The sequence below is a fragment of the Chloroflexota bacterium genome, from assembly GCA_016197225.1.
Taxonomy (GTDB): Bacteria; Chloroflexota; Anaerolineae; order Anaerolineales; family VGOW01; genus VGOW01.
This window is the reverse complement of the sequence record JACPWC010000015.1, coordinates 1-14,965: the sequence shown is the minus strand read 5'-3', so window position 1 is coordinate 14,965 and position 14,965 is coordinate 1. Positions and strand designations below refer to the sequence as shown.

Genomic DNA, 14,965 nt, shown 5'->3' with positions numbered 1-14,965 from the left:
GGCGGCTAACAACTTTTATCAGGTGCTTTTCCGACTGCGCCGCATTATCGGCCACCCCTTTGTTAATCTTGAGGATCAGCAATGCCGCCTCGCCGCTGATCTGGCTCTGGATCATGATGTGGCCCGCTTTGAAATTGAGGCCCGACAAGGCCTGGCGTTACTGGCCGGAGACTTGCGCCGCTTAGGCATGTTGAACTCGGCCGCCAAACTTTACGCCGGCGATTACCTGGCTGATCTGCCGGTGGATTGGGCGCTGGAACGTCGCCGCGAACTGGCCGAGTTGTACGTGAATGTGCTCCGGGCCTACGCCGATGAGTTGATGAATTTGACCCGTTACGCAGAAGCGCGAGAGGTCTTGACAAAAGCTTTGGCGATTGAGCCGTTTCTTGATGATCTCCACGAACGGATGTTAATGTGCCTGGCCGGGATGGGCCGCCGCCATGCCATCGTGGATTACTACCGACATTACCGGGAAATCTTGCGAGCCGAGATGGGGCTTGACCCTCCGCCCGAAATAAGGGCGCTTTATTCAAGGTTGATCGAGTAATTGGGCAGGCGCTGATTTGAGCCTGCCCAATACGTTTAATAAGGGATTCACTAAGACGGTTTGGGGTAGAGTTAGCCAACTTTCAAATTGAGGAGAATGACCATGACCTACAAACAAATCGAAGACCCAACCAGTGGCGGCAGCGGCGGCATCGGGAAATAACCGACTCCATTAGTTTGCCTGGCTAAACTCAAAACCTAGTTCTTTTCCGGCTTTGCTTCAAAGGTTTCGGGGCAAGGAAAGGCGTTGCTATGTCTGTTCGCGGTCTACAAAAATTAGTGGGTAAGGCTGTCATCAGTGATAATTTCCGAAAGGGGATTCTGGGTGAACGCCGGGCTGAACTTGTCGGCGGCTTCGACTTGGAGCCGGACGAACTCGTGAGCCTCCTGTCGCTTCGGGCAGAGACCCTGGCCGAGTTTGCCGGAGCAGTTGAAGAAATCATCAACAACCGCCGCTCTTCCTTTTCAATGAGCCACACGCCGGAACTGTCGTCGCTGGCTTTTGAAAGGTACAATTTGCCAGTTGCCGGGCTTCCTGGTTTGGAGTAACCGGCTTGGAATGCCTCAACCCTCACTAGAGTTTTTGTGCGACTCCATCGTCGCTACCCTGCTGGAATACTATGGTATCGAATCCCCCCCAGTCCCAATTCGGGATATTTTGCGTTCCCCACCTCTCGATCTGGCTGGCGACCTGAACCTTGTGGAGGGCCTGCCTTTCGGCGATGCGCTTTGGATCAGACTGCCTGACGGCAAGGGAAAGGTTTTCGTCAATTTGGGCATTTCCGAGCGCGAGCGCCGGTATGCGATGGCGCGCGCGCTTTTCACCGGCATCTGCACCAGCCAGGGTGGCCGGGCCGCCGGGTTGCCGCATGTGCCAAATGACAAATTGTCTGCCCAGGCTTCAATTTTCGCCCGCCGACTATTGATGTCGGAAGACTTGCTTCCAGATTCGTGGGACTCAATGTCGTTGGAGGAATTGGCCGATCTCTTCCGGGTGCCACAGATGGTTGTTGAAGCCCGTTGGGAAGAGCTTTTGAATCGTTAGCTGTTCTTTCCTTCCCCTCTTTCTCCCAATAATTGTCAATCGCAGGCATGCGCCTGTCCCGGTTTTGCGTAGAACCAGCAGGCATGCTTTTTGCACACTTCGGGCTATGCCTTGCCCGCCTCGCCCGCTTATGATAGTATTCCGGCGCAATCTAACGCGGGTGTCGCCAAGTGGTAAGGCAGTAGCCTTCCAAGCTACTATGCGTGGGTTCGAATCCCATCACCCGCTCCTGCTCCGGGCCCGTAGCTCAATGGCAGAGCACCGCTCTCATAAAGCGTCCGTTGTGGGTTCGACTCCCGCCGGGCCCACCACAACCCCCAATATCTGTTTGCCAACCCAATTCATAAGTGAGAGAACATCATGAAACGAACTCTGTTGATCTTAGTCATTCTGACTCTGTTGCTGTCGGTGTTTCCGGTTCAGCCGGCGGCGGCTCAAGGAACCACCTACACCGTCCAGCCGGGTGACAACCTTTTCCGAATTGCCCTCAAGTTCAACACCACCGTGGCCGCCATCCCGGCGGCCAATGGGCTGACCACGACGACGATCCGAGTCGGGCAGGTGTTGATTATCCCGAGCGGAGCGAGCGGCTCATCTCCCGCGCCGACGGCCAAACCCGGAGCAACTACCGCGCCCAACACCAATCCCGGCGCTTACACCGTCCAACCGGGTGACAACCTCTATCGGATTGCTTTGCGCTTTGGCACGACGGTTGCCGCTATTCAGGCGGCTAATGGGTTGACTTCGGCGACGATTCGCGTCGGGCAAGTGCTAAAGATTCCTGGCGGCTCCTCTTCAGGCCCTGTGCCAACGGCAACTAAGCCACCCAGCGGCGGCGCGACGCCGGCGCCCACGACAGCCAGCAACCCCGGCACCTACACAGTTCAGCCGGGCGATAATCTTTTCCGGATCGCTTTGCGCTTTGGCACGACAGTCGCCGCTATTCAGGCGGCCAATGGGTTGACTTCGGCGACGATTCGCGTCGGGCAAGTGCTAAGGATTCCCGGCGCGCCCGGCTCTGGCCCCGCGCCCACATCCACCAAAGTTCCGGCCACTGCGGCTCCAGGGGCAACCGCCACGCCTCAACCGGCGGCGACTTCGGCAGGCACAACGGGCAGTTTTGAGTTGGGCGGGCAGGTGGCTGGCTTTTCTGACAATACCGCCAACAAAATGAAGTTCTCTGGAATGAAATGGGTGAAGCGCCAGGTGCGTTGGCATCCCGGCGACTCGGCCAGCGCCCACTTTGGCTTGATTTCGGATGCTCATAACCGGGGCTTCAAGATTTTGTTGAGTGTGCTGGGTGAGCCGGGCGACACCACGCCCGACAAGTTTGCCGGCTACGCCACGTTTGTGGGCGACCTGGCGGGCGCGGGCGCGGATGCCATTGAAGTCTGGAACGAAATGAATATTGATCGCGAGTGGAAGTCCGGCTCGATTGGCCCCTCGAGTTATGTGCCCATGCTTCAGCAGGCTTACAACGCCATCAAGTCCAAGAACGGCGGCACGCTGGTGATCTCCGGCGCGCCGGCGCCCACCGGTTTCTTCGGCGGTTGCGGCGGTGGCGGCTGTGATGACAAGCCTTACATCGAAGGCCTGGTGGCGGCGGGCGGCCTCAATTACATGGATTGCCTCGGCATTCACTATAACGAAGGCCTGATGCCGCCAACTCAGTCGAGCGGCGACCCGCGCGGCAGTTCCGACCATTACACGCGCTATTACCAAACGATGGTGGACACGTACTACAACGCCGCCGGTGGCCGCAAGAAGTTGTGCTTCACCGAGTTGGGCTACCTCTCCGGCCAGGAGTGGGGAACGTTGCCTGCCGGCTTCATGTGGAAGCCGCCCTACAACCTGACTGTTGCTGAACACGCTCAGTATCTTGGCGAAGCCGCCCGCCTCTCGCGTGATCAGGGCAAGGTGCGGTTCATGATCGTCTTCAACGTGGACCTGAACACGTTTGGCTCGGACCCGCAAGCCGGTTATGCCATGATCCGGCCCGACGGCAGTTGCCCGGCCTGCGACACGCTACGCGCTGTCACCGGCGGCGGGTAATTGCAAGCGCTTTGAATCAAACGGGGCTGAGGACTCTCAGCCCCGTTTGTTGTTTGAAATGCGCGCCCTGCAACTCTCCTCGCCAACCCCGATTGCTAGTTCGCCGCTGGCCCTTGTTGAGCAATTTCTTCCCGCACTCGCACCCAACTCTGTCCTCCTTCGTGTTCGCGCCTGCGGTGTTTGTCATACTGATCTGCATATTGTCGAAGGCGACTTGCCGCTAAAGAAGACGCCGATCACGCCTGGACACCAGGTTGTGGCCGTCGTCGAACAAATCGGCTCAGGTGTCACCGCCCCTTCGACTTCGCTCAGGGCAGGCGTTCGAGTGGGCGACCGGGTCGGTGTCCCCTGGCTTCACACGACGTGCGGCGTGTGCGAGTTCTGCCAACGTGGCGAGGAGAATTTGTGCGACAACGCCCGGTTCACCGGCTGGGACGTGGATGGGGGCTACGCCGACTACATGCTGGCCGACGAAAGCGCCCTCGTCCCCATCCCGCCAGCCTTTTCCGACGTTGAGGCCGCGCCGCTGTTGTGCGCCGGCATTATCGGCTACCGCTCGTTAATTAAAGCTGATCTTCAGCCCGGCGAGCATTTGGGGCTTTTCGGCTTTGGCGGCAGCGCCCACCTTGCCATTCAGATCGCGCGGCGCTGGAATTGCCGCGTTTCCGTCTTCACGCGCCGCGAGGAACACAAGGCGCTGGCCCGCGAGTTGGGGGCGGGGTGGGTCGGGGCCGCCCACCAGAGTCCGCCGCACCCGTTGGATCGAGCCGTCATCTTCGCCCCGGCAGGCAACCTTGTCCCGCTTGCGCTCGGCCATCTTCGCAAAGGCGGCACGCTGGCCATCAACGCAATTCATATGAGTCCCATCCCGCAATTCGATTACAATTTGCTCTACGGTGAGCGAACAATACGCAGTGTGACCAACGCCACGCGCCACGATGCCGTTGAGTTCATGCAACTCGCCGCGCAGATTCCGGCGCGAACAGAAGTGACGGCCTTCCCGTTAGAATCGGCAAATGAGGCGTTGGCGAAGTTGAAGCGAGGGGAGATTAACGGAGCGGCCGTGTTGGTGATGAGCAGATGACAAACGAACTTTCAATTCGCGAAGCCACATTGGCCGACATTGCAACCTTAGTGAATCATCGCCGTTGGATGTTTGAAGAGATGGCGGCGCTTCGCGGGGCGCAGGCCGACACAAGCGAAATGGCCGAAGCTTATTCGCGCTACCTGGCCCAGCATCTCGGCGGAATCATTCGAGCCTGGGTGGTCGAAGAAGGTGGTAAGATCATCGCCAGCGGCGCGGTATTGTTTTATGATTGGCCGCCGCGCCCCAAAGACTTAACCGGGCGCGGCGCATTATTGCACAGCGTTTACACTGCGCCCGAATACCGGCGGCTCGGCCTGGCGCGGCGCATTGCGCAAACGATGGTTGAGGCTTGCCGCGACCTTGGCCTGCGGACGATCACCTTACATGCCAGCGACGCCGGACGGCCACTTTACGAGTCGCTGGGTTTCAACCCAACCTCTGAAATGCGGCTCACTTTTGAGGACGATACAACCAGACAAAATAGTTGACGAACGCCAGAGCCTCATTCCGGATGCCTCTCTTCCAACTTAATTGACAAGGATGCTCTCATGACGAATTCTCTTTCTGCTATCAAGATGCTTTACGATTACAACCACTGGGCCAACGCCAAGATGTTGACGGCTTGCGAGGCGCTGACAATTGACCAGTGGGATCGCGACCTCGGCTACTCGTGGGGCAGTGTTCACGGCCTGCTCACTCACATGTTTGCCGCCGAAACGGTGTGGCTGGCTCGCTGGCAGGGCAACTCGCCCCAGGCTCTGCGGCAGGCGGCAGACTTCCCTACTTACCGTGACTTGCGCCGGGCCTGGGAGAAGCTCGACGCCGAAATTAATCTGTTCATCGATTCGTGCGACGAGAAGATCCTCAAACAGGAAATCACTTACACCAACACCAAAGGCGAATCGCGCGCCTTCCCGCTCGGCCACCTCATGTTGCACTTGTCCAACCATAGCACGCACCATCGCGGCGAGTTGGCGGCCATGTTGGCAATTATGGGCGTGCCGCACCCCGAAGATGACTTGCTGTGGTATCTGCGGGAACTGAAAGAAGGCAAGTAGCAATGACCACTGATTTTCTTTCTCTCGCCAAAGCGTTGGAACCGGAAATGATTGCCCGGCGGCGAGATTTTCACCGCCACCCCGAACTCGGCTTTCAGGAAGTTCGCACGGCGGGCATCGTCGCCAACGAATTGAATCAGCTTGGCTTGGAAGTGCGGACCGGGGTGGGGCGCACGGGCGTGGTCGGTTTGTTGGAAGGTGACAAACCCGGCCCGACGATTTTGCTCCGCTTCGACATGGACGCCCTGCCGATCACCGAAGCCAACAAGACCGACTACATCTCGCAGACTTCGGGTGTGATGCACGCCTGCGGCCACGACGGCCACACGGCCATCGGCCTCGCCGTCGCCAAGATGCTCACCCCGCTTCGCTCACAAATCGCGGGCACGCTCAAGTTTGTCTTTCAACCTGCTGAGGAAGGCCTGGGCGGGGCGGCGGCCATGGTTCAGGATGGTGTGATGGAAAGCCCGGCCCCCGAACGCTCGCTGGCTTTGCACGTCTGGAATGACAAACCGTTCGGCTGGGCCGCCGCCACCGACGGCCCGTGCATGGCGGCCTCGGAACGTTTCACCATCACCCTGCAAGGCAAGGGCGGCCACGGCGCGTCGCCGTATCAAACCAAAGACCCGGTCACAGCCTCCGCCCAGATCATCACCGCCCTGCAAACCATTGTCTCGCGCAACGTCAACGCGCTGGAGAGCGCAGTGATTTCGGTGACGATGGTCAACGCCGGCGACGCTTTCAACATCGTTCCCGACTCGGCGGTTCTGCGGGGCACGATTCGCACCTTCAACCCTGCCGTGCGCGACCTGGTTCTGCGGCGGGTGCGCGAGGTGGCCGAAGGCGTGGCCCGGGCGATGGAATGTGAGCCGGCGGTGGAGTTGACCAGCACCACGCCCGCCGTCGTCAACGACTCGGCGATGAGCGCCGAAGTGCGCAACCTGGCGAAGACTCTGCCCGGCGTGACTCAGGTGTCGGCTGACGAGCGCACGATGGGATCGGAAGACATGGCCTTTATGATGAACACCGTGCCCGGCTGTTACTTCTTCGTCGGTTCAGCCGACTCTGCTAAAGGGCTGGACTTTCCTCATCACCATCCCCGCTTTGACTTCGACGAGCGCGTGCTGGTTCAAAGCGCGGCCCTCATGGCGCGGGCGGCGGCGGCGTATGTGTTGAAATAGCGAGTCGGTTCAGCGCTCGACCAGGCCGAAGAGCCGCGCTCCGAATAATCGCATATGCTCGGCCCTCATGCACCGATCCATCACCACCTGCAGCCCAGCCGCCTCCGCCTTCTTAGCCGCCTCTGGGTTTGAAACCCCTTCCTGCATCCACACCACTCTGGCCCCGATCTGAATCGCCTGCTCGACAAAGGGCGCCACTTCCTCTGACCGGCGAAACAGTTGCACCACATCCACCTTATCCGAGATCGAGAGCAGGTCGGGGTAAACCGTCTCGCCGTGAATCTCTTTGGCAGTAGGGTTGACCGGAATGATGCGATAGCCCCGATCTTTGAGGTAAAGGGTAATGCCAAAACTCGGCTTCTCCGGGTTGGCGGAAAGGCCTACACTGGCAATCGTTTTAACGGACTTGTAGAGTTCCTTCAACTGGATGTCGTTCATGGCTGGCCTCGTGAAAGTTGAATGGGGAGGACGATCTGAAAGGTCGTCGCGCCCGGCTGAGAGGTGAGATGGATCTGGCCGTGATGCCGATGCACCACGCTATTGTATACGATGTGCAGTCCCAGCCCAGTGCCAGAGCCGGGCGGCTTGGTTGTGAAGAAAGGATCGAAAATACGAGACTGAATCTCAGCCGGGATGCCCGGCCCGTCGTCGGCGATTTCGACGACAACGTTATGCTCGTGGCGATACGTCCGCAGAGTGAGCCGGCCCCGGCCTTGCATGGCATCCACGGCGTTGTCAATGAGATTCGTCCAGGTCTGGTTGAGTTCACTCGCGTAAGCCTCAACGCGCGGCAGGTCGGGCGCGTAGTCGCGAACCACGCTGACGCCGGCTTTCAGCTTATGCCGCAGAATGATGAGCGTGTTTTCCAGGCCTTCGGGCACGTCCACAAGTTGGATCGGGGCCTGATCGAGATAGGCATAAGCCTTCACCGTTTTGACGATCTCGGCGATGCGCTCGGCGCCCAGCCTCACTTCGTCCAACAACGCATAGAGCAAGCAACTTGCCGCCAACCACCGGGTTACGATGGCTAAAAAATGGCCGGGCGACAGGTTCCCGGTCAACCCTTTCAACGTCGGCACATCAAAACCAAAAGTGATCAGGGTCGGAGCCAACTCCCACGCCCGATCCACGCCTTTAGTTTCCAGCCAATCCTGTAGTTCGCTTTCGAGATCACTGCGAGTGAGGGGATCGAGTTTGGCCGGCTCGGCTATGCGGCGGGCGATTTCGGTTTGCAAGTCCTGAACAGTTTTGCGTTGCCCGACGTCAAAGGCCGGCCCGTCAAGTTGGCCGGCCAGGTTTTGCCACTCGGCGAGCGCCTGACGCAGTTGCCTGGAACTGCTCTGCACGGCGGCGGCGGGGTTGTTCAACTCGTGGGCCAGCCCGGCGGCGAGCGTGCCCAGGGAGGCCATTTTTTCGCTCTGCCGTAATAGAGCCTCGGTGCTTCGCAGACGCATATTGGCTGTGCGCAAGAGCGCGAGGGCGGCAGTGGGGCTGGTCATCAGCACTTGCCTGAAAGCGTTACTATCAATTTTCAGCAGGCGAGTGTCTTGCGCCGCCCGTCCCGATGCGGATCGCGGCGCGTGTTCAAGCAGGGCCATTTCGCCGATCACCTCACCCGGCTCGCGCAGGGCCAGCGCCACCTCTTGCCCGCCGGATCGTTTGGTAATTTCAATCCCGCCCTCCAAGATCACAAACAGCGCATCGCCGCTCTCGCCTTCGCGCATGAGCCATTCGCCAGCCGCAAGCGCCATTGGCTCGGCGCGTTGATACAACTCGCGGAGGTCAGCCTCGGGCAGATCGGCAAAAAGAGGAAGGCGACGGACAAAATCGAGGCTCACAGCGTTTTGAGATACTGCCGGATCATAGCCACCGCCGCGCCGCCCTCGGCGGTAGCGTTGACCACTCGGTGGATCGTCCCAAACCGGACATCGCCCGCGGCGAACAGACCCGGCACGCTCGTCTCGAACATGAACGGATCACGGTCAAGCGGCCAGCCTGGGGGACGTTTGCCTTCCGCCATCGCATCCGGCCCGGTGAGCACGTAGCCCTTTGAATCGCATAGCGCCAGTTCAGCCACGAGCGTGCTCTGCGGCTTGACGCCGATGAACACGAACAGCGCCGCCGCCGGCAGGGTTTGCGCTTCGTCGGTTGCCGAATTCTGGATTGTCACCGCTTCGAGTTTCTCCTGGCCGTGAGCCTCAACCAGATCGGTGTTCAGTCGAATCTCGATCTTCGGGTCGGCGCGCAGGGCGTTGACCAAATGTTGAGCGGCAATAGTTTCCGGGCCGCGGATCAGCATCGTCACCTTGCTGGCGTAGCGGCTCAGGAACAGCGCGCCCTGCGCGGCGGAGTTTGCGCCGCCGACGACAAAGACCGGCTGGTTCTTGTAGTAATAGGCTTCGGTGTGGGCCGCGCCGTAATAAATGCCCGCGCCGCTCAACTGCGCCGCGCCCGGCATCCTCAATGTATTGAATGACGCGCCCGTAGCCAGCAAAAGCGCGTGGCAGGCTACTTCGGTTCCATCGGGGAAGATGACAATCTTGTAGCGGTCAAACAAGCGGACGGCGGCGACTTCCTGAGCCGTAAGAATCTCGGCTCCGAGGCGGCGAGCCTGAATCACCGCCCGCCGGGTGAGGTCGCTACCAGAGATTCCCATCGGGAAGCCGAGGTAGTTTTCGATCTTCGGGCTGCTTCCGGCCTGTCCGCCCGGCGCGTGCTTTTCGATCAACAAACAATCTACGCCCTCGGAACTGGCGTACACTGCCGCCGAAAGGCCTGCCGGGCCGGCGCCGACGATGACGAGATCATAAAACCGCATCGTCGCTTCGGTTGGCAGGCCGGCCTTTTCGGCCACTTGTTGAAGCGTCGGCTCGACCAGAGCCGACCCGTCGGGGAAGAATACGGTAGGGATTTTGAATTGCCCCTGGCCGTGTTCTTCGACAAGGGCTTTGGCTTTCGGATCGGTTTCAACATCCAGGTATTGATAAGGCAATTGGTGTCGGACAAGAAAGTCTTTGATCTGGTGAGTGGAAAGCGACCACAGCGTCCCGGCGACGCGGATGCCGTCGAATGACTGGCCGAAGCGCCCTTTCCAGTCATCGAGCAGTTCGTCGAGAACAGGGTAGAGGCGCTCTTCGGGCGGATCCCAGGGCTTCATCAAGTAGTGATCCAGTTCAACGCGGTTGATGGCATAGATGGCCGCTTCAGTGTCGGCGTAGGCGGTGAGCAGAACGCGCCTGGCTTCGGGGAAGAGGGCGCGGGCCTGTTCGAGGAACTGCACGCCCGTCATCTGCGGCATGCGCTGGTCGGCCAGGAGCAGGGCCGCCGTTTCATTGCGCTTCTGCAATTCTCGCAGGACATCCAGCGCCGCACTGCCGGAAGCCGCCTTCAGCAGGCGATAGGCCGGGCCGTATTTCAAGCGCAGGTCGCGCTCGACGGCGTTTAGCACCATCGGGTCATCGTCAACGATCAGGATAACAGGTTTTGTCATACGCCTCGCCGTTTATTGTTGTACTGATATAGTGTAACTGCTCACTGTCTGGGGAGTAGTTATGCGAAATTGATTGCAACTCGGTTGCGAAAATTGAACTTAAACATGCGTGACGTGAATGTTCAAAGCGTAGGCGCAATGGACTATAATTGGCACAGCCTTTACCCTGAAAGAAGACACACATGGCACAAAAAATCCTGGTGGTGGATGACGAACCGGGCACGCTCAAGATGCTGGAGATGACCATCAAACTTGAGGGCTACGAAGTGGCGACGGCCCGCGACGGCCAAACGGCGCTCCAGATGATCCCTGAGTTCAAGCCCGATCTGATTATTCTAGATATGATGATGCCTGGCACGCCCGGCATTGAAGTGTTGAAGACGCTCAAGCAACAATACACCAACCCGCCAGCCGTCATTATCTTTTCGGCCAAAGGCGGCATTCCCGACATGGTCGAAGGCATGGAAGCCGGGGCCTTCAAGTATCTGGTCAAGCCTGTGCCGCGCGCCGAATTGCTTCAGAACATCAAATCGGCGCTGGTGTCTCGCGCTTTCCGCAAGGGCGGATAATCTTTTTCTCCTGCAACCCTGATAATGTAGAGCGAGTTGTCAACTCGCTCTACTTTTTTGCGCCGGTTGCTTACCCCGTGTTCTTCAACCCGGCGGCAATGCCGTTGATGGTGAAGACAATGACTTCGCGCAGGCTCTCGGCTTCCGGGCTGTCGGGCGGGGCGCGCCTCAGGCGGCGCAACATCTCCACCTGAATGTAATTCAACGGATCAACATATGGGTTGCGGCGATTGACCGAACGCTGGATCACGGTCTCGGCTTCCATCAACTCGCGCTGGCCGGTAATGGCCAGAACGGCCTCGCGCGTGCGCTCGTATTCAGCGCGGATGCGGGCAAAGATGCGGTCGGCCAGATCGCGGTCAGGGACAAGGTCGGAGTACAGAGCCGCAATGCCAAGATCGGCTTTGACGAGCGACATCTCGGCGTTTTTGATGAGGGCCTGGAAGAAGGGCCAGCCTTCGTAAATTTCGGATTTTAGATTTGGGATTGCCGAGGAAGATGTGAGAGCTGTGCCGAGGCCATACCAGCCGGGAAGGTTGAAGCGGCTCTGCATCCACGAGAACACCCAGGGGATGGCGCGGATGCTGGTGACCTGCAAGTTGCCGCCGCGCCGGGCGGCGGGCCGCGAGCCAAGATGCAGGCGGCTGATCTCGTCAATGGGCGTGGCTGCGCGCCAGTAATCCATGAAGCCGGGCGTCTCGTAGACAAGATTGCGGTATTCAGCATGGGCAGAAGCAGACATGGCTGACATAGTGTTGCGCCAGTCTTGGACGACAGACGATGGACGACCGGCGATGTCGTCTGTCGTCTGTTGTCTGTCGTCGTTGACACTCGCCAACAGCACCGCGCTCACAATTTGCTCCAGGTGGCGGTGAGCGATGTCGGGGTCGGCGTAGCGGCTGGCGATGATCTCGCCCTGCTCGGTGAGGCGGAAGCGGCCATTGACCGTGCCCGGCGGCTGGGCGGCGATGGCACGGTTGGCCGGGCCGCCGCCGCGCGCCACCGTGCCTCCTCGCCCGTGAAAGAGCATGAACTTGACTCCCCACTCGCGGCAGGTTTGGGCGATGACTTCCTGGGCCTGATACAAAGCCCAGGTTGCCGACAAATAGCCGCCGTCCTTGTTGCTGTCCGAGTAGCCGATCATCACCATTTGTTCATCGCTTTGCTTTGCGAGATGAGCGCGATAAGCCTCGAGCGAGAACAACTCGGCCAGGATTCGGGGCGCGGCCTCGAGATCGTCAAGGGTCTCAAAGAGGGGGACGATGGGCAGACCGGCGGCGCAACCGGCCCAGCGGGCCAGCAGGAGAACCGTCAACACGTCCGCCGGGCCGCGCGTCATCGAGATGATGAAAGGGCCAAGCAGGCTTGCCCTGAGCGAAGCCGAAGGGTCGGAACCGTAGACTTGTTGGGCGCGGGCGATGAGTTGAAAGAGCTTCCACGTTTCGGCGGTCTCGGCAGTGATGCCGGGTTGCCCGGCCAGGGCCGGGGCGGGTTGGGACAACAGCCGGGTGAGGACGGCGGTTCGGGTTGCGTCGTCGCCGTCTTCAAAAGCCAGGTCGAGTTTGAGGGCGCGCAAAATTTCGCCGAGGGCTGAGGCCAGCCGCGATGAGTCTTCGCGCAAGTCGAGGCGTGCGGCGTGCAGGCCAAAAATGTTGAACTGATGCCGGAGGGCGTGAATCAGGTCGGAGGGGCGAAAGGCTTGTTTAGCAGAGGCGGCCACCAGGGCCAGCGGCTTGGCGAAGTCTTCCGGCTTGATTCGATCCGACGATGGCTTATTGCTCAACAACCGCGCTTTCACGTCATCCTGCGATTCGTTTTCAAGATCGGCGGCGAGCAGGGAGGCAATGAGACGATAAGGTTCGGCGGTGTATTGCCGCTCAAGGTCGGCGGCGTGGGCGGGAAACGGGCGGCGTGCTTCGAGCCAGCTTTGCAGATCGGCGGAGGGCGGCAAGCGGTGTTGGCTGAAGCTCAGGCGGCGGGCCAGGTCGCGCAAATTGGCTTGATGCCTCTCGACGGCCAGGCCACGATGCAGGCGCAGGGTTTCGGCGGTGACTTCGGCGGTGACGTTGGGGTTACCGTCACGGTCGCCGCCGATCCAGGAGGCCAGGGTGAGCCAGCGAGGCGGGGTCCCTGTCGCTTCGCTCCAGTGAAGGCCGGGGTAGTGTTCGGCCAGGGCCGTTTCGAGTTCTGAGTAGAGGCGCGGAAGCGCGTCCCAGAAGATCGTTTCGACAAAATAGAGGCCGGTCTTCACTTCGTCGGCAACGGTGGGGCGGTTGGTGCGGGCGCGATCGGTGAGCCACAGGGCGGTGATCTCGGCCCGCAAAACGTCCAGCAGTTCGTCGCGCTCGCGCGGCAGAGGGTTGCTCTGGTTGAGGGCGCGCAGAGTCTTGGCCATGCGCTCGGTTTTGGAAAGGATGGTGCGGCGCTTGGCTTCGGTGGGGTGGGCGGTGAGAACGAGTTCGATGCGAAGGCCGCGAATCAGGTCCGCCATTTGCGTCGGCGACAGGCCGCGCGCTTTGAGTTGGGCCACAGCCTCGGCCACTGACTCGTTGGCCGGTTTTGGATGGCGCTCCCGCTCGCGCTCGCGCAGGGCGCTGACCCGGCGGGCCTCCTCGGCCAGGTTCACAAGATCAAAGTAGAGGGTGAAAGCGGCGGCCACCACCCGCGCGTCGTCGGGCAAGAGGCGGGCCACTTCGTCGGCCAGGCGGGGGCCGGCGGTGTCGTCTCCGGCCCGCCGTTCCTTGCCCAGGTTGCGAATGCGCTCTTCAATTTCAAACAGCGCCTGCGTCTCCTGTCCTCGGATGACTTCGCCAAGCAGTTCGCCAAGCAGGTGAATGAGGGCCGAGATGTCCATCGTCAGTCAAGTTTTGGGCGGAAGCCGGGTCGTCGTTTCAGTTTCACTTTGATCAGCCCGCCTTCTTCTTTCACGTCGTGGCGCGTGAGTCGGTAGGCTTCCTTCTCAGGCCACACGGCCTCGCCACTGCGAATGTCGAACCGCCAGCCATGCACCGGGCAGTCAATCTCGCCTTTGTAAATCGTGCCGCCGCTCAAGTCGCCCAGCGAGTGCGGACAGACGGCGCTAAATGCGCACAACTCGCCCTCGAGGCGAGTGAGAATGACCGGCTCACTGGCAACCTCGATTCGCTTGATGCGGCCCGGTTTGGCCGCCTCTGACGGGGCAACGGTGAAGAAGCCGTCAGCGTCCGTTTGTTGGGGGTCGTTCATAGGCTGGCAGTCTATCCCGCTCGCCGCGCATCGTCAAGCCGACTCTTTGTTGATATACTCTCCGCTATGAAGCCCCGCTTTTTGTTCTTCACCCTTTTTCTCGCCGCCTGTGTCTCGTCTCCCGGAACTTCAGTGGCAACGCCATCTTCTTTCGTGGCGTCGGGCGCAGTGCCCGCCACCCCGGAGGCGGCGGCTTACACCTTGAATCAAGTCATCACCAGCCTCAGCGGACCGCTTTACCTCACTCACGCCGGCGACGGGTCGGGCCGCCTCTTCATCGTCGAGCAGGCAGGCCGCATCCTGATCTGGCAGAACGGCGCGGTGTTGCCGGATCCGTTTCTTAATCTCACTGGCTCGGTCAGCACCTTTCTGGAACAGGGCTTGCTCGGCCTGGCCTTTGATCCGAATTATGAAACGACCGGCTACTTCTGGATAAATTACACCGACCTGGACGGTGACACCGTCATTGCTCGTTACACCGTCTCTGCCGCCGACCCGAACCGCGCCGACCCGGAAAGCGCCCTGATGATCCTGCAGGTGGATCAACCTTATCCCAATCACAACGGCGGCCAACTGGCGTTTGGGCCAGATGGATTTCTGTACATCGGTTTGGGCGACGGCGGTTGGTTCGGCGACCCGCAAGGCAACGGCCAAAAGCTGGGCACACTGCTGGGCAAAATTCTTCGGCTCGATGTGACTGGACTTTATCCAT

Annotated in this window: 15 protein-coding genes and 2 tRNA genes; 12 read left to right on the top strand and 5 right to left on the bottom strand. The window is 60.1% G+C overall.

The genetic code is table 11. The annotated features are described in order from the left end of the window. The 10 genes from HYZ49_02940 to HYZ49_02895 all read left to right on the top strand — a co-directional run. Positions 1-547, top strand: a 547-nt coding sequence (locus HYZ49_02940; GenBank protein MBI3241230.1) for a hypothetical protein, incomplete at its 5' end; no start/stop codon positions are given. Between the two features lie 251 nt (positions 548-798). After that, positions 799-1,095 (top strand): hypothetical protein, encoded by a 297-nt coding sequence (locus HYZ49_02935; GenBank protein MBI3241229.1) that lies wholly within the window; start codon positions 799-801, stop codon positions 1,093-1,095. Positions 1,096-1,105: 10 nt separating this feature from the next. Continuing rightward, the gene (locus tag HYZ49_02930) at positions 1,106-1,591 is read left to right on the top strand and encodes a hypothetical protein (GenBank protein MBI3241228.1); all 486 of its coding nucleotides are present in this window, start codon (positions 1,106-1,108) and stop codon (positions 1,589-1,591) included. Between the two features lie 156 nt (positions 1,592-1,747). Continuing rightward, positions 1,748-1,819 (top strand) — tRNA-Gly (locus HYZ49_02925). An 8-nt stretch (positions 1,820-1,827) separates the two neighbouring features. Next, positions 1,828-1,902 (top strand) — tRNA-Ile (locus HYZ49_02920). A 49-nt stretch (positions 1,903-1,951) separates the two neighbouring features. Next, positions 1,952-3,643 carry a LysM peptidoglycan-binding domain-containing protein gene (locus HYZ49_02915; GenBank protein MBI3241227.1) on the top strand — a complete coding sequence of 564 codons (1,692 nt, stop codon included), beginning with the start codon at positions 1,952-1,954 and terminating at the stop codon, positions 3,641-3,643. 58 nt (positions 3,644-3,701) lie between these two features. Next, positions 3,702-4,727, top strand: coding sequence for a zinc-dependent alcohol dehydrogenase family protein (locus HYZ49_02910; GenBank protein MBI3241226.1), 1,026 nt, complete (start codon positions 3,702-3,704; stop codon positions 4,725-4,727). After that, the gene (locus tag HYZ49_02905; GenBank protein MBI3241225.1) at positions 4,724-5,218 is read left to right on the top strand and encodes a GNAT family N-acetyltransferase; all 495 of its coding nucleotides are present in this window, start codon (positions 4,724-4,726) and stop codon (positions 5,216-5,218) included. The genes HYZ49_02910 and HYZ49_02905 overlap by 4 nt, the downstream gene beginning before the upstream one ends. A gap of 60 nt (positions 5,219-5,278) precedes the next feature. Beyond that, positions 5,279-5,788, top strand: a complete 510-nt coding sequence (locus HYZ49_02900; protein MBI3241224.1) for a DinB family protein — start codon at positions 5,279-5,281, stop codon at positions 5,786-5,788. Between the two features lie 2 nt (positions 5,789-5,790). Beyond that, positions 5,791-6,969, top strand: a complete 1,179-nt coding sequence (locus HYZ49_02895) for an amidohydrolase (protein ID MBI3241223.1) — start codon at positions 5,791-5,793, stop codon at positions 6,967-6,969. A 9-nt stretch (positions 6,970-6,978) separates the two neighbouring features. On the opposite strand, the gene HYZ49_02890 is transcribed toward HYZ49_02895, so the two are convergent. From HYZ49_02890 to HYZ49_02880, 3 genes are read right to left on the bottom strand one after another with little or no spacing between them, the layout of a single operon-like run. Further along, entirely contained in the window at positions 6,979-7,407 is a 429-nt protein-coding gene (locus tag HYZ49_02890) for a CoA-binding protein (protein ID MBI3241222.1), read from the bottom strand. Next, entirely contained in the window at positions 7,404-8,807 is a 1,404-nt protein-coding gene (locus tag HYZ49_02885) for a cyclic nucleotide-binding domain-containing protein (GenBank protein ID MBI3241221.1), read from the bottom strand. The genes HYZ49_02890 and HYZ49_02885 overlap by 4 nt, the downstream gene beginning before the upstream one ends. Next, positions 8,804-10,459, bottom strand: coding sequence for an FAD-dependent oxidoreductase (locus HYZ49_02880; protein MBI3241220.1), 1,656 nt, complete (start codon positions 10,457-10,459; stop codon positions 8,804-8,806). Before HYZ49_02880 ends, HYZ49_02885 begins: the two co-directional genes overlap by 4 nt. Before the next feature lie 182 nt (positions 10,460-10,641). On the opposite strand from HYZ49_02880, the gene HYZ49_02875 reads away from it, so the two are divergent. Then, positions 10,642-11,028: a response regulator gene (locus HYZ49_02875; GenBank protein MBI3241219.1), complete on the top strand. Its 387-nt coding sequence runs from the start codon at positions 10,642-10,644 to the stop codon at positions 11,026-11,028. 70 nt (positions 11,029-11,098) lie between these two features. Here HYZ49_02875 and ppc read toward each other — a convergent pair whose 3' ends face one another. Together ppc and HYZ49_02865 are read right to left on the bottom strand one after the other, a co-directional pair. Then, positions 11,099-13,882 carry a phosphoenolpyruvate carboxylase gene (gene ppc / locus HYZ49_02870; GenBank protein ID MBI3241218.1) on the bottom strand — a complete coding sequence of 928 codons (2,784 nt, stop codon included), beginning with the start codon at positions 13,880-13,882 and terminating at the stop codon, positions 11,099-11,101. A gap of 2 nt (positions 13,883-13,884) precedes the next feature. Beyond that, positions 13,885-14,253 carry a Rieske (2Fe-2S) protein gene (locus HYZ49_02865; protein MBI3241217.1) on the bottom strand — a complete coding sequence of 123 codons (369 nt, stop codon included), beginning with the start codon at positions 14,251-14,253 and terminating at the stop codon, positions 13,885-13,887. A gap of 66 nt (positions 14,254-14,319) precedes the next feature. Between HYZ49_02865 and HYZ49_02860 the strand changes: the two genes are divergently transcribed. Continuing rightward, the coding region (locus HYZ49_02860; protein MBI3241216.1) for a PQQ-dependent sugar dehydrogenase at positions 14,320-14,965 on the top strand (646 nt) is incomplete at its 3' end.

Coding starts and splice junctions, on each gene's coding strand:
- HYZ49_02905 (MBI3241225.1), top strand. CDS start 4,724: ATGACAAACGAACTTTCAATTCGCGAAGCCACATTGGCCGACATTGCA.
- ppc (MBI3241218.1), bottom strand. CDS start 13,882: ATGGACATCTCGGCCCTCATTCACCTGCTTGGCGAACTGCTTGGCGAA.
- HYZ49_02900 (MBI3241224.1), top strand. CDS start 5,279: ATGACGAATTCTCTTTCTGCTATCAAGATGCTTTACGATTACAACCAC.
- HYZ49_02865 (MBI3241217.1), bottom strand. CDS start 14,253: ATGAACGACCCCCAACAAACGGACGCTGACGGCTTCTTCACCGTTGCC.
- HYZ49_02930 (MBI3241228.1), top strand. CDS start 1,106: ATGCCTCAACCCTCACTAGAGTTTTTGTGCGACTCCATCGTCGCTACC.
- HYZ49_02910 (MBI3241226.1), top strand. CDS start 3,702: ATGCGCGCCCTGCAACTCTCCTCGCCAACCCCGATTGCTAGTTCGCCG.
- HYZ49_02895 (MBI3241223.1), top strand. CDS start 5,791: ATGACCACTGATTTTCTTTCTCTCGCCAAAGCGTTGGAACCGGAAATG.
- HYZ49_02890 (MBI3241222.1), bottom strand. CDS start 7,407: ATGAACGACATCCAGTTGAAGGAACTCTACAAGTCCGTTAAAACGATT.
- HYZ49_02915 (MBI3241227.1), top strand. CDS start 1,952: ATGAAACGAACTCTGTTGATCTTAGTCATTCTGACTCTGTTGCTGTCG.
- HYZ49_02880 (MBI3241220.1), bottom strand. CDS start 10,459: ATGACAAAACCTGTTATCCTGATCGTTGACGATGACCCGATGGTGCTA.
- HYZ49_02875 (MBI3241219.1), top strand. CDS start 10,642: ATGGCACAAAAAATCCTGGTGGTGGATGACGAACCGGGCACGCTCAAG.
- HYZ49_02935 (MBI3241229.1), top strand. CDS start 799: ATGTCTGTTCGCGGTCTACAAAAATTAGTGGGTAAGGCTGTCATCAGT.